Source organism: Paenibacillus sp. FSL W8-0194, assembly GCF_037969745.1.
GTDB lineage: Bacteria > Bacillota > Bacilli > Paenibacillales > Paenibacillaceae > Paenibacillus_AQ > Paenibacillus_AQ cookii.
In genome coordinates this window covers 1,430,047-1,442,992 of the sequence record NZ_CP150205.1, presented here as the reverse complement: position 1 = coordinate 1,442,992, position 12,946 = coordinate 1,430,047, and the positions used below count along the sequence as shown (strand labels likewise).

Annotated in this window: 10 protein-coding genes and 1 other annotated feature; all 10 genes read right to left on the bottom strand. The window is 56.3% G+C overall.

Annotated features, from left to right (window positions below; translation table 11 throughout):
• Window positions 1-19: 19 nt before the first annotated feature.
• Complete coding sequence (gene radC / locus MKY58_RS06195; RefSeq protein WP_339323882.1) at window positions 20-709, bottom strand: DNA repair protein RadC; 690 nt, start codon at window positions 707-709, stop codon at window positions 20-22.
• A gap of 41 nt (window positions 710-750) precedes the next feature.
• Window positions 751-1,353, bottom strand: a complete 603-nt coding sequence (locus tag MKY58_RS06190) for a Maf family protein (RefSeq protein WP_036713011.1) — start codon at window positions 1,351-1,353, stop codon at window positions 751-753.
• 26 nt (window positions 1,354-1,379) lie between these two features.
• Window positions 1,380-1,622 carry a DUF4321 domain-containing protein gene (locus MKY58_RS06185; protein ID WP_036713008.1) on the bottom strand — a complete coding sequence of 81 codons (243 nt, stop codon included), beginning with the start codon at window positions 1,620-1,622 and terminating at the stop codon, window positions 1,380-1,382.
• A 169-nt stretch (window positions 1,623-1,791) separates the two neighbouring features.
• Window positions 1,792-3,027: an SPOR domain-containing protein gene (locus MKY58_RS06180; protein ID WP_339323881.1), complete on the bottom strand. Its 1,236-nt coding sequence runs from the start codon at window positions 3,025-3,027 to the stop codon at window positions 1,792-1,794.
• 190 nt (window positions 3,028-3,217) lie between these two features.
• Window positions 3,218-4,585, bottom strand: a complete 1,368-nt coding sequence (gene murC / locus MKY58_RS06175; protein ID WP_212952652.1) for a UDP-N-acetylmuramate--L-alanine ligase — start codon at window positions 4,583-4,585, stop codon at window positions 3,218-3,220.
• Between the two features lie 4 nt (window positions 4,586-4,589).
• On the bottom strand, window positions 4,590-5,966 hold the full coding sequence (locus tag MKY58_RS06170) for a folylpolyglutamate synthase/dihydrofolate synthase family protein (RefSeq protein WP_339323880.1): 1,377 nt from the start codon (window positions 5,964-5,966) through the stop codon (window positions 4,590-4,592).
• A 74-nt stretch (window positions 5,967-6,040) separates the two neighbouring features.
• The gene (locus MKY58_RS06165) at window positions 6,041-8,707 is read right to left on the bottom strand and encodes a valine--tRNA ligase (protein ID WP_339323879.1); all 2,667 of its coding nucleotides are present in this window, start codon (window positions 8,705-8,707) and stop codon (window positions 6,041-6,043) included.
• A gap of 82 nt (window positions 8,708-8,789) precedes the next feature.
• Window positions 8,790-9,086, bottom strand: a binding site (T-box leader).
• A 192-nt stretch (window positions 9,087-9,278) separates the two neighbouring features.
• Window positions 9,279-10,601: a LysM peptidoglycan-binding domain-containing protein gene (locus MKY58_RS06160; RefSeq protein WP_339323878.1), complete on the bottom strand. Its 1,323-nt coding sequence runs from the start codon at window positions 10,599-10,601 to the stop codon at window positions 9,279-9,281.
• Window positions 10,602-10,737: 136 nt separating this feature from the next.
• On the bottom strand, window positions 10,738-11,643 hold the full coding sequence (locus MKY58_RS06155) for an RluA family pseudouridine synthase (RefSeq protein WP_339323877.1): 906 nt from the start codon (window positions 11,641-11,643) through the stop codon (window positions 10,738-10,740).
• Window positions 11,640-12,938 carry a glutamate-1-semialdehyde 2,1-aminomutase gene (hemL, locus tag MKY58_RS06150; RefSeq protein ID WP_339323876.1) on the bottom strand — a complete coding sequence of 433 codons (1,299 nt, stop codon included), beginning with the start codon at window positions 12,936-12,938 and terminating at the stop codon, window positions 11,640-11,642. Before hemL ends, MKY58_RS06155 begins: the two co-directional genes overlap by 4 nt.
• Between the last annotated feature and the right edge of the window lie 8 nt (window positions 12,939-12,946).

The window sequence follows — 12,946 nt, the reverse complement described above, 5'->3', positions numbered from 1 at the left end:
GTCAATCTCAACTATTATATTACATCAAGCCTTGCTCCTTCAAACTGACGAATTCCCCGTCGCCGATAATGAGATGGTCCAGCACTTCAATCCCTACGATTTCTCCCGCTTCCTTCAATCTTGACGTCAGCGAGATGTCCTCGGGGCTCGGGGCCGGATCTCCGCTCGGATGGTTGTGCGCGCACAGGATCGAAGCGCTGCTGCGCTTGATGGCGGCGCGAAACACCTCGCGCGGATGGACGATGGAGGCATTCAAACTCCCGATTGAAAGCGTCTCTTGAGCAATAATATGATTTTTCGTATTTAAAAACAGACAGACAAAATGTTCTTTTTGCAAATAACGCAGCTGCTCCATGAGCACGTCCGCGGCATCCCGCGGACTGCGGATGACGACGGGTTCGTCCATACGGGTGCGGGCCAGGCGGAGCCCAAGCTCGATCCCGGCTTTGAGCTGAACGGCTTTGGCGCTGCCGATGCCTTTGATGGCCATCAATTCCTCGGCGCTCATGTCCACAAGCCGGCGCATGCTGCCGACCTGCTGCAAAATGCGCTGCGCCAAATGGATGGCAGACTCCTGCTTCGTACCCGTCCTGAGCAAAATAGCAAGCAACTCAGCGTTGCTTACGGCGCTCGCCCCATACTGCAGCATGCGTTCTCTCGGTCGTTCCTGATGGGGGATGTCGCGCAGCATGTACAAATGCGGCTCCATAGTTCCCCTACTTTCCCTTTACTCCAAAATTTGCTCCCTATTCAAAGAACGTCAATTCCAAATTCCGACAGCATGTCGCTTAATAGCGAAACGGGAAGCCCGACGACGGTAAAATAACAGCCTTCGATGCCTTCCACGAGCGTGGAACCCAGGCCTTGAATGCCGTAAGCCCCCGCTTTGTCGCGGGGCTCGCCGCTTTGGACGTAAGCTTGGATCGTTGCATCCGACAATGGTTTCATGACGACCCGCGTCATGCGATGGCGGACCATCCTTTGTCCCGTGGCCGCATCGATGCAAGCGACTCCCGTATACACGTGATGGGCTCTGCCCTGTAATGATTTCAACATTCGAAAAGCGTCCGCATCGTCCGCAGGTTTGCCGAGCACCTGATCTTCCAGAACGACAATCGTGTCGCTGCCGACGATGACGGCATTTTCCGACGGATCGCCGATCTCTTCGTACACGGCCTGCGCTTTGCGCAGCGCCAAACCTTCGACGATCTGCCGGGGAGTCCAGTCGCTTGGCGTATGTTCGTCGGCATAGCTCGGACGGATCTCGTACGGAATATGTAGAGAAGCGATCAGTTCCTGCCTTCTCGGTGAGGTAGATGCCAGGACGACCCGGCGCGAATGGTTCGGTTTCAATGGAAGGATCTCCTTTGTCTTGTCATTCACAGCCTGCGATACAGCCACACGGAGACAATGATGCCGATTAAACTCAGCAGGCTCAGTTTAAATTTAATGGTGATGTCGTAGCTGATAATGTCCAAATTAGCTTGCGGTGACCACTCGATTGGTGTTGAAGCAGTCAGAAAGGAAAGGGCTTGTACAGGTTCCAGGGCCTTTGCGATCCAGGCACCCGCCAGCCAGCCAAGCAGCAAAAACAAGAGCAGTATACCTACGTTCTTTTTCATCCTTCTCTTCCCTCGCCATAATTTGACACCCAATTTATTATACGGTTATTTGTACGTCAATACAAACAGAAATCCGGCATGGGGAACTATTTCCAGTTCCATGCCGGATAGGCTCTGTTACTTGAATTTTCGGTCGTCGGACACCCGCATTCTCCTTGGAAAGAAAGATTTACGCTTTTCCTAGTTTGGAAATCAGTTCCTTTTGCTGCATGACGTACTGCATCATGCGGGACTGGATTTCCCAAAGCAGCGCCTTGCTCGCGTTCCGGTTGTATTCCGTCAAAGCCGAAACCGCGCTGTTCATCGTTTGTTCGATTTGGGCCCCCAGCTGCTCATCCTCCCGGCTTAGCCCCGTCTGGAACGATTTCATCGCTTCGGTCCAGCGGCTGTGGATGTCCGTGACGGCGGCCTGCTCGCTTGCGTTTAAAGCCCCGGGTTTTTCTTGGCTGAGCAGCGCAGCCGACAGCGTGCTCAGCTTCGATGCCAGTTCGGAGCTTGTTTCGAAATAGCGGCCCGCCGTATTCGCATCCCCGGCGAATTTCAGCTCGCTGACCGCCGGCAGCGTGATTTCCTTAACGTACAGGTCCATTCCCTTGTCTTTAAGCTGGCTGCTGAGCAGCTTGGCCTGTTCGCGGTCGGTCGAGATGCCGGCATACACGCGGTACTCCTCATCCGGGTCGTTGCCCGCCGCAAGCCCGTATTGCTCCAGTTCCTTTTTGGCCTGCTCGGCCCCTTCCTTCGTGCTGAACAAGCCGTACTGGAGCACGTAATACGAGCGCCCCTGCACCGAAACGGCGACGGGTGCAGCCTTCACCGGCTCCCCGGAGCTTTCCGCCACGTTTTCCGTACCCGGCTTGGCCGGGACGATTGAACCACCTGAGCCATCCTTGAAAAACGACAGAATCACGAAGCCGAACAATGCCCCCGTAACCACGGCTCCCGTAATCGTGCCGATGACTTTCCAGGGCGATGCCGGACGTCTCGGCCGGTAGGACACGTTCCCCAGCTCCGGATACACTTCATCCGCCAGATTCCGCCATTCTCCCGAAAGATCGCCGCTGCTCCCTGAATCATATAATTCAACGTCATCCGTTTTTTCGCGCCGATGCTCCTCTTTTGCGTCCTCCCGCGGCCAGCCCGAGATCATTTCATCCCAAGGCTCGTCTTTGTGAAAAGGATCCGACCACCCCTGCATTTGTCCCGATACGACATGCAGTTTTTTTTCGGGCCTGTCCTCTATAGGCTCGTGCCGCGGCGGCAAGCCGTTTTCCGCCTGATCCGGCGCGGCTTCCCTCCCGGACATTGGTTTAAGCATTGGCTCCGCTTTTTTCGTCGTTTCCTGCCCGGCATCGAGCCCTCGCGGCGGGTCCTGATTAAAGCGAAATGTCATTCTCGCCTTGTTCACGTCATACACCTCACCCTTGTCTCTATTACAAGGAATATATGACGGATTGTCCGGACTTATGCCGCCTGGGGATCATGAATTCGGGCAAGTTATCGAAGCTCAAAAGAAAAAGGCCGCCCGTACGCAGCATACGCTGCATATGGGAAGGCCTCTTCGTTTTGTTTCTATGTAAGCCGCGGCCCTGGAAGGGCTACAGCTCCTTGGCCAGCTGGTAGCCGACTTTCCATATGTCCCCGGCGCCCATCGTAAGCACGAGGGTACCCGGCTTGATTCTTTGCTTCAGGTCGGCCAGCACATCCTCTTTCGTGGGAAGATATCGGGCCCCGCTGTTGCTGTTTTGCACGATCAGCTCGACCAGCTTGGCGGAGTGTACCCCCTCGATTTGCTTTTCCCCTGCCGGCGAATAGATATCGGTAATAATGACCTCGTCCGCATCGCCGAACGCGCGGCTAAACGCATCCAGCAGGAAAAAGGTACGGCTGTAGCGCTGCGGCTGGAATACGGCGATGATCCGTTTTCCCGTCGCTTTGGCCGCACTGATCGTGGCTTCGATCTCCGTTGGATGGTGAGCGTAGTCGTCGATAATGAGGATATCGTCTTTTTCGCCCAGCACTTGGAACCGGCGTTTCGCCCCATGGAATTTGGAGATGGCGCCGGCGATTTGCTCGAACGAAATTCCCGCCTTCAGGCAGGAGATGACCGTTGCCATCGCGTTGTATACGTTATGGCGGCCCGGCACCGACAATTGCACCGTTCCGAGCGGTTCGCCCTTATGGTTCATCGTAAAGGATACTTGGCGGTCTCCGAGCGCCAGATCGGTTGCGGTGTATTCCGCGTCCTTGGCGTCGATGCCGTACGTCGCCACTTGGCAGCGGATGCCCGGAATGATCGCCTGGATGTTATCGTCGTCCGCGCATACGACGGCCGTGCCGTCTTCGCGGATCTGATTCAGAAATTGAACGTAAGCTTTTTTCAGCTTTTCAAAATCGCCGTCATAGTTTTCCAAATGGTCGGCTTCGATGTTGGTCACGATGCCGAGCCAAGGATGATACTGCAGGAACGATCCGTCGCTTTCGTCCGCTTCGGCGACGACGAAATCCCCTTTTCCGGCTTTGGCGTTCGTACCGACGTTCATGATTTCCCCGCCGATGATATACGTCGGGTCGATGCCGCATTCTTCCATCACCAAAGCGATCATGGAGGACGTGGTCGTCTTGCCGTGAGCGCCGGCGACCGCGACGCCCTTGCGTTCGTTCAGCAGTCTTGCCAGCATTTGCGACCGGTGCAGAATCGGAATGTTCAGATGTTCCGCTTCGACGCGTTCCACGTTGTCTTTCGGCAAAGCCGTCGAATATACGACCAAATCCGCTCCATGAACCTGCTCGGCCGTATGCCCGATATAAATTTTGGCGCCTTTGGCCGCCAATTTTTCCGTTAATTCCTGGGAAGCCACGTCCGAACCCGTGATCTTGTATCCCATTTCTAGCATAACCCGTGCAATGGCGCTCATCCCGTAGCCACCAATACCGATAAAATGAACATGTTCAGAATTCAACAGATTTTCACCAACCTTTTTCAGAATCGGATTGACCCAGCAGAGCGGCCCGCACATCCGAAATCAAATAAAGCGTGCCGGATACTACCGCCAAATCCTCCGCTTCTGTCCGTGACTTAAGTAGTTCCAGCGCGTTTTTCCAATCCGGTTCGACGATGATCTGCAAATCCGGTTTGCCGTAGGAATGCTTCAGCCCCTCCGCGATATCGCGCAGCGCCGCAGCGTCCATTTTTTTCCGGAAGTCCGGCTCGGTCAGGATAAGCGTATCCACTATAGGAAGTATATGCTTCAAATAGGATTCATGATGCTTATTCGCCAGCATTCCCATCATCAAATTTAACCGTTTGTGCGGATAGTGCCGCTCGATGCTTTTCCGCAAGGATTCCGCACCTTCCGGATTGTGGGCTCCGTCCAGCACGATGCGCGGCGCGGAATTCGAAGAGATCTCTTCCATCCGCCCGGCCCATACCGTACCCCGGAACCCTTTTAACATATCTTCTTCCTCCATGACGAAAGCCATGTACTGGCGCAAAACCTCCAGGGCCATCAGCGCCCCGGCCGCATTGGCAATCTGGTACTCGCCCTTCATGCCGATTTCAATATCGTATTCCCGAAATGGGCCGTTGAAATGGAAGGATTGATACGAACCGTGGTCGCCCGTGTATTCGAACGTAAATTTTTCCCCGGCCAAATACAGCGTTGTGCGGCATTCCTCCGCCTTTTTGCGCAAAACCTCGATGGCTTCCGGCTGCTGAACGCAGCTGACCACCGGTACGCCCGGTTTGATGATCCCCGCTTTTTCAAAAGCGATTTGCTCGATCGTATCGCCAAGAATGTCAGTATGGTCCATACCGATGTTCGTGATGACCGACACGACCGGGTATACGATATTGGTTACATCCAGCCTTCCCCCCAGACCGGTCTCCCATACGACGATATCCGGCACGCATTCCTCGGCGTAATACAAAATCGCAAGCGCCGTCGAAACCTCGAACATCGTCGGAGATCCGAGCTCGGTCGCCGCAATTTCCTCAACGATTGGGTACAGCCGATTCGCAAGCATCAGAAGCGTTTCTTCGGGAATATCCTCGCCGTTGTATTGAAAACGGTTCGTGAACTTGGTGATGTAAGGGGAAGTGTACGTTCCCACGGTATAGCCGCTTTGCAGAAGCACCCGGGTTAAAAACGCGCAGGTCGAGCCTTTGCCGTTCGTACCCGCGACATGAATGAATTTCAGCCGCCGGTGCGGATGGCCCAGCATTTCCATCATTTTTTCAATTCTGGCCATGCCGGGGCGTATTCCGAAAGGGATCAGCCCGTTAATCCAGTCGGCGGCTTCCGCGTAAGTGCGCAAAGAAGAGAAGCCTTCAAATTGATCTCCCATTTCCGTTTTTCACCTTCTGAAATTTATTTGATCCCCGGATGCCGGCGCACCCGGGGGCAGATTCCTTCAGCAACTTAACCCTTCAGTTCCTCGATCCGAGCCAATACCTTGCTCCGTTTTTCGGCGTAGTCCGCCATTTTCGCCTTTTCTTCGTCGATGACTTTGGCTGGCGCTTTGGATACGAAGCCCGGATTGCCAAGTTTCTTTTCAACGCGCTCCACTTCGCTGTTCAGGTGCTTGAGCTCTTTTTCGAGGCGGGCGATTTCCTGATCGATATCGATCAGCCCCGCCAGCGGCAGGTAAAGCTCGGCTCCGGTGACGACGGCGGTCATCGCCTTGTCCGGCGCTTCAAGCCCGGTTCCCGCCGTGAAGCTCGACGTGTTGCAGAAGCGCTGTACATAAATTTCGTTGCGGTTGACGATTTGCAGCACCTGGTCGTCTCCGGCATTAAGCATGAGCTCGACCTTTTTGCTCATCGGCACGTTCACTTCGGCACGAATGTTGCGCACCGCGCGGATCACGTCCATCAGCAGGGACATTTCGCGGGCCGCATCGGCATTTTCGAGAGCCGGATCATATTCCGGCCAAGCCGCCAGCGTGATCGTGTCGCCCTGATGAGGAAGGTGCTGCCAAATTTCCTCGGAGATGAACGGCATGAACGGATGAATCATCCGGAGCGTACGGTCGAGCACATAGGCAAGCACCGATTGCGTCGTCTTTTTCGCCGCTTCGTCCTCCCCATACAACGACAGCTTGGAAAATTCGATATACCAGTCGCAGAGGTCATCCCAGATGAAGTTATACAGCAAGCGGCCGGTTTCGCCAAATTCATAGGCATCTATTAGACGCGTGATGTCCCGGGAAGTTTCGTTCAGACGGTGCAAAATCCAGCGGTCGGCCGTGCTCAGGTTGCCGCTGATGTCGATGTCGCCGTACGTGAAGCCTTCAAGGTTCATAAGCGCGAAACGCGAAGCGTTCCAGATCTTGTTGGCGAAGTTCCGGGCCTGCTCGACGCGTTCCCAGCGGAAGCGCAAATCCTGTCCGGGCGTGCTGCCCGTCGAAATCATGTAGCGCATGGCGTCCGCACCGTACTTCTCGATGACATCCAGCGGGTCGACGCCGTTGCCGAGCGATTTGGACATCTTTTTGCCTTCCGGATCGCGCACCAGTCCGTGCATCAGCACGTCCTTGAACGGAATTTCGCCGGTGAATTCAAGCGCGGTAAAGATCATCCGGGCTACCCAGAAATAAATGATGTCGTAACCGGTCACCAATACGTCCGTCGGATAGTAGCGTTTCAAATCGTCGGTTTGGTCCGGCCAGCCCAGCGTCGAAAACGGCCACAGCCCGGAGCTGAACCAGGTATCAAGCACGTCTTCGTCCTGATGGAGGTTTGCCGAACCGCACTTGGAGCATGCAGCGACCTCTTCATAGGCCACGTGAACTTCGCCGCAGTCGTCGCAGTACCAAGCCGGAATGCGGTGGCCCCACCAGAGCTGGCGGGAAATGCACCAGTCGCGAACGTTTTCGATCCAGTTCAAATAGGTTTTTTCGAAACGTTCGGGCACGAAGTTAACGCCTTTGCCCGATTTCTGGGCTTCGATGGCCGCTTCGGCCAGCGGCTGCATTTTGACGAACCATTGCGTGGACAAATACGGCTCTACGACGGCGCCGGTGCGCTCGCTGTGCCCGACTTGATGGACATGGTCTTCGATCCGGATCAGAACGCCCTGCTCCTTCAAGTCCTGAACGATTTGCTTGCGGCATTCGCTGCGGTCAAGCCCTTCGTATTTGCCGGCCTGGTCGTTCATCGTGCCCGTCTCGTCCATCACCGTAATTTGCGGCAGGTTATGGCGCAGGCCGACCTCGAAGTCGTTCGGGTCGTGGGCAGGCGTAATTTTAACGGCCCCGCTTCCGAATTCCTTGTCGACGTACTCGTCGGCGATGACCGGGATTTCGCGGCCCACGATCGGCAGCACGAGCATTTTGCCGATCATGTCCTTGTAACGTTCGTCTTTCGGATGAACCGCGACGGCGGTGTCGCCCAGCATCGTTTCCGGACGCGTCGTCGCGACCGTGATATGCCCGCTGCCGTCTTTCAGCGGATAGGCAAGATGATAGAGATGTCCTTGAACCTCTTTATATTCGACTTCAATGTCCGACAGCGCCGTACGGGCGGCCGGATCCCAGTTGATGATGCGTTTGCCGCGGTAAATGAGCCCTTTTTCATGCAGCTTGACGAAAACTTCGCGCACCGCTTTGGACAATCCCTCGTCCAGCGTGAACCGCTCCCTGGAGTAATCGAGGGAAAAGCCCATTTTCGCCCATTGCTCGTGAATGGTTTCGGCGTATTTTTCCTTCCATTCCCATACCTTTTCCAGGAACTTCTCCCGGCCCAGGTCATAACGGGTAACGCCTTCCTCGCGCAGCTTCTGCTCCACTTTCGTCTGGGTGGCGATGCCGGCATGGTCCGAGCCCGGAAGCCACAGCGCGTCATATCCCTGCATCCGCTTGGTGCGGATCAAAATGTCTTGCAGCGTAAAATCGAGCGCATGCCCGATATGCAGCATGCCGGTTACGTTCGGCGGCGGGATCACGATCGTGTAAGGCTTTGCGTCTTTGCGCTGTCCCGCCTTAAAGAATTCGCCGTCGATCCAATATTTGTACCATTTTTGCTCGGCAGCCTTCGGATCGTAAGTCGTCGGCATTTCCGTCGTTAATTTGTTGTCCTGCTCTGTCATTTTCTAACTCCTCCATCACAAGATCAGCTTTCTTCGGGATTTTGGCAATCCTTAGCAAGAAAAACAAAAAAGCCTTCCGTCCTCAAAGGACGAAAGGCTGTTCTTTCGCGGTACCACCTTTGTTTCGCGCCATGGGCAACTTCTAAGCCAGATCTCTCTGGCGGCCGTCCTCCGGGACGGATGCCTTCATGCACGCGACACTTCATGCAGATAACGGCTGCGGCCGGCCATGCCCTAACCCGGCGCAAAAAGCGGACGGGATCAAGCAGGCAACTCCCGGGCGACTTCGGTTGAAACAGCATCCTGCGGAATCTCTCAGCGCAGCAATTCCACTCTCTGAAGGGCATGTCATCCTACTATTCCCGATCATCGTTCTTGAACAAAATATATACTCATCATAACTTGGTTGCGGGTTTTAGTCAACATAACCGGCGTCGTTGCCTAAAGTCATTCGGCGTTATAACGTTTATTATTAGCATATGTAAGTTTCTTAAACCGGTTCCTTTGGCGAAGGCACAAAAAAAAGAACCGCCCGGCGCTTATTCGGGCACCGGGCGTCGTCAACGCGAATTTATGGAATGTAGAGAATCTGTCCTTCCTCGACGGTCTGCTCGGACAGGCGGTTATACAGCAAAATTTCGCGGGCGGTGAGCTGGTAGCGATTTGCGATCGTCTCCAGGGTTTCTTCCCGCTGCACGATGCAAAGGCGCACCTTGCGGAACTGGTTTTTCTCCGTGCTGCTGCCGAGGAAGAGGTTCTGCCACTGAATATCATCGCTCGCGGACGACTCGCGTTCCGCCTCCTCCGCTTTCGGCTCTTCCGGGGCAGCCTGCTGCTCCTGCTGGTTCTGGGAGCGGCTGGAGGATAGCAACGAAGAAAATCCGATCGCTTCTTTTTCGCCGGACTCCGCTTCCTTCTTGCTGCCGAGCGCGACCCGCATTTCCCGCTCATCCGGCGCTTCTTCCTGCGGAACCGACTCGCTTTGGAAAGCGCTGAACGGGAAGGCCGGCTCAAACGGCTGATCCTGACCCACGGAAGTCAGGTAGAGATCCTTTTCCGTATCCTCATCCGCTTGGATCGCCGTTTTTTCGGGATGCAGCAGTTCCGACTCGTCTTCATGCTCGAAATGCCAAACGTTCGGCTGGTTTTTGCCCTTTCCGCCGCGCTCCCCGGATTCCTTGTCCGTATGTAACGCGGCAAGCGCAGGTTCTTCTTCCGTCTGCGCCACCTCTTCGGAAGGACGCTTGACGGCTGCCGGTTCGTTTTCAGCCGCCTCCGCTTCGGCATCGCCGGGGCTTCCCGCAGCCTTCGGAGCGGCAGCGAATCCTTCCGTCGCAAATGCCTCCGCATCCTGTTCGTCCGCGGCTGCTTCATCGTGCGGTTCCCTGGCCTTCGCTTCATCGGCATCAAGCTCCCCTTCCTCCAAAAAAGCGGCAAGCACCGGATCCTCCGCGGGATCCTCGGACGCATGTACAACGGTAAATTCATCGGCATTCCATGAAGATTCCGGTTCGCTCGCCGCCGTCTCGATCCCGCGAAGCGAAAGGACGCCGGTAATGTTCATGCTTCGTTTGGACAAAAGATCCACGTCGAAGTTTTCGATTTCGACCGATATTTCGTCCAGCGAAGTGACGCGGTTTGCAGGGACCGTAATCTCCACGGGAATGAAATGCTCAAGCCGCTGCGTCCCGTCTTCCTCCCCGTCCCCCCGGTACAAGCCGGTAAGCAGCAGGTGGCCGCGCAGCGCGACCTGCTCATCCTGGCTGATGACCTGGATATTGGGCAGGAGCTCCACTTCTTCCAGTTCGGCGATGCCCGGCAATTCTTCCGTCAAATGAATCCGTTCATAAATATCAAAACGCAAACCGTAGGACTGGTCAAACACTAGAATCATGTCCTCCTTTCGGCATATTTCTAACCGTGAGCCTGCTCACGGCATGAGCCCCAAAAATCGTTACTCATTTTATCTATATGCTCCAAACAGGAGGGCATTCCATTTTTGCGCGCGTCCGGCGGTTTGCGCCGACATTTTATATTGTGGGGCTAAGCAGCTTTTGCTCGAGCTGCCGGATATCGCTTGGCCAAGGATCGGCGACTTCGATGCGCTCGCCCGTAAACGGGTGCGAAAAGGCAAGCCGTTCCCCGTGAAGCGCCTGCCGTCCGATGAGCGCGGTGCTGCCCCCATACAGCGCATCGCCGAGCAGGGGGTGTCCCAGATGGCTCAGGTGCACCCGGATTTGGTGCGTGCGGCCCGTCTCCAGCTCCAAATGGACCAGCGAAGCGTTCCGGTACGCCCAGCCCAAGCGCACGCGGGTCACGGCGTGTTGGCCCGTTGGCGATACGCGTCTGCGCTGCTTGTGATGGCGGTCCTTGCCGATCGGCAAATCGATCACATGCAAATCGGCGGGCACCACCCCGTGCACGAATGCCGCGTAGCTGCGGGCGATGCGCTTCTGGCGCATATCCTCGTCCAACTTAAGCTGGGCCCAATCGTTTTTGGCATACAGCACCGGACCTGACGTGTATTGGTCCAGCCTGTGAATATGACGGACGGCAATCTCTGCCCCCTGCATCTCGTAATGGGCGGCGACGGCATGATCGAGCGTCGGCTCCGGTTCGCCCTTTCGGCCGTCCGGGTGAATGTTCATGCCCGCCGGCTTATGGACGACCAGGCAAAAGTCGTCCTCGTAGAGCACCTCCAAGTCCCGCCATACGGGCTTTATGCCTGCCGGACGAACGGGAAAGAGGGCCAGCCGCAGCCGGTCCCCTCTCCATTCGATCCCTTTGTTTGCCTGCAGCTGCCGAAGCAGCTTTTCCGGCATTCCCAGCGTCTGCAGCAGCCACTGTACCGTAGCCTCATTCCGGTCAGCCGCCCCGGTCAGGGCTTTCCCCGGGGTCAGCTCCAGCCACTCGCCGCGGCGCCTCCACGCTGTCACAGGTTTTTCAGGGCATTGTAGTTGGCGGCGATGGTCGCATCGATATCCTCGATGCTGTGGGCCGCCGACACGAACATGCCCTCGAATTGGGAAGGAGCCACGCTGATGCCTTCCTCCACGAGATTGCCGAAATATTTCGTGAAACGCTGGATATCGCTTGCTTTGGCCGTATCGTAGTTCACGACGGGTCCTTCCGTGAAGAACGGGCATACCATCGAGCCGACCCGGTTCAACGTGACCGGAACGCCAAGCTCCTTGGCGTTTGCCTCGAACCCGGCCGCAAGCCGCGCCGCGCGTTCCTCAAGCTGGTCGTAAACCGCAGGCGTCAACAGCTTCAGCGTCGTGTAGCCCGCCACCATCGCCAGCGGATTGCCGCTGAGCGTTCCCGCTTGGTAGATCGGTCCGGACGGAGCGACCTGCTCCATGATTTCGCGTTTGCCGCCGTAAGCGCCGACAGGCAGTCCGCCGCCGATGACTTTGCCGAGGCAGGTCAGGTCAGGCGTAATGCCGAACAACCCTTGCGCGCAGTTGATGTGCACGCGGAAGCCCGTCATGACTTCGTCGAAGATCAGCAGGCTGCCGTAACGGGTCGTAATGTCGCGGAGTCCTTGCAGGAAGCCCGGAAGCGGAGGCACGACCCCCATGTTGCCGGCAATCGGCTCGACGATGACGCAGGCGATTTCCTCGCCGAAACGTTCAAAAGCCACCTTTACCGACTCCAGATCGTTATAAGGGACGGTAATGGTGTTCGTCGCCACGCTTTCCGGCACGCCGGGGCTGTCGGGCAGGCCGAGCGTCGCCACGCCCGAGCCCGCTTTGATCAGCAAGCTGTCGGCGTGGCCGTGATAGGAGCCTTCGAACTTCAAGATTTTGCCGCGCCCCGTATATCCGCGGGCAAGCCGGATCGCGCTCATCGTCGCTTCGGTGCCGGAGTTGACCATCCGCACGACGTCGATCGACGGAACGCGCTCGCATACCAGCTTGGCCATTTCCGTTTCGATCAGCGTCGGAGCGCCGAAGCTGGTGCCTTTCGCCGCCGTTTCCTGGATGGCCGAAATGACTTCGGGATGGGCATGCCCCATAATGAGAGGACCCCAAGAGCCGACATAATCGATAAAGCTGTTGCCGTCGATATCGTAAATCCGCGAGCCTTGGGCATGGTCCACGTAAATCGGCGTCAGGCCCACCGATTTGAATGCCCGCACGGGGCTGTTCACCCCGCCGGGTAGATAATGTTTGGCTTCTTCAAACGCAGTGCGGGAAGCCTCTTCTTTCCGTCTACCAGTCATACTCATGAAAGTCA

Coding starts and splice junctions, on each gene's coding strand:
- MKY58_RS06170 (WP_339323880.1), bottom strand. CDS start 5,966: ATGGGAGATCAATTTGAAGGCTTCTCTTCTTTGCGCACTTACGCGGAA.
- hemL (WP_339323876.1), bottom strand. CDS start 12,938: ATGAGTATGACTGGTAGACGGAAAGAAGAGGCTTCCCGCACTGCGTTT.
- MKY58_RS06185 (WP_036713008.1), bottom strand. CDS start 1,622: ATGAAAAAGAACGTAGGTATACTGCTCTTGTTTTTGCTGCTTGGCTGG.
- MKY58_RS06160 (WP_339323878.1), bottom strand. CDS start 10,601: ATGATTCTAGTGTTTGACCAGTCCTACGGTTTGCGTTTTGATATTTAT.
- radC (WP_339323882.1), bottom strand. CDS start 709: ATGGAGCCGCATTTGTACATGCTGCGCGACATCCCCCATCAGGAACGA.
- MKY58_RS06165 (WP_339323879.1), bottom strand. CDS start 8,707: ATGACAGAGCAGGACAACAAATTAACGACGGAAATGCCGACGACTTAC.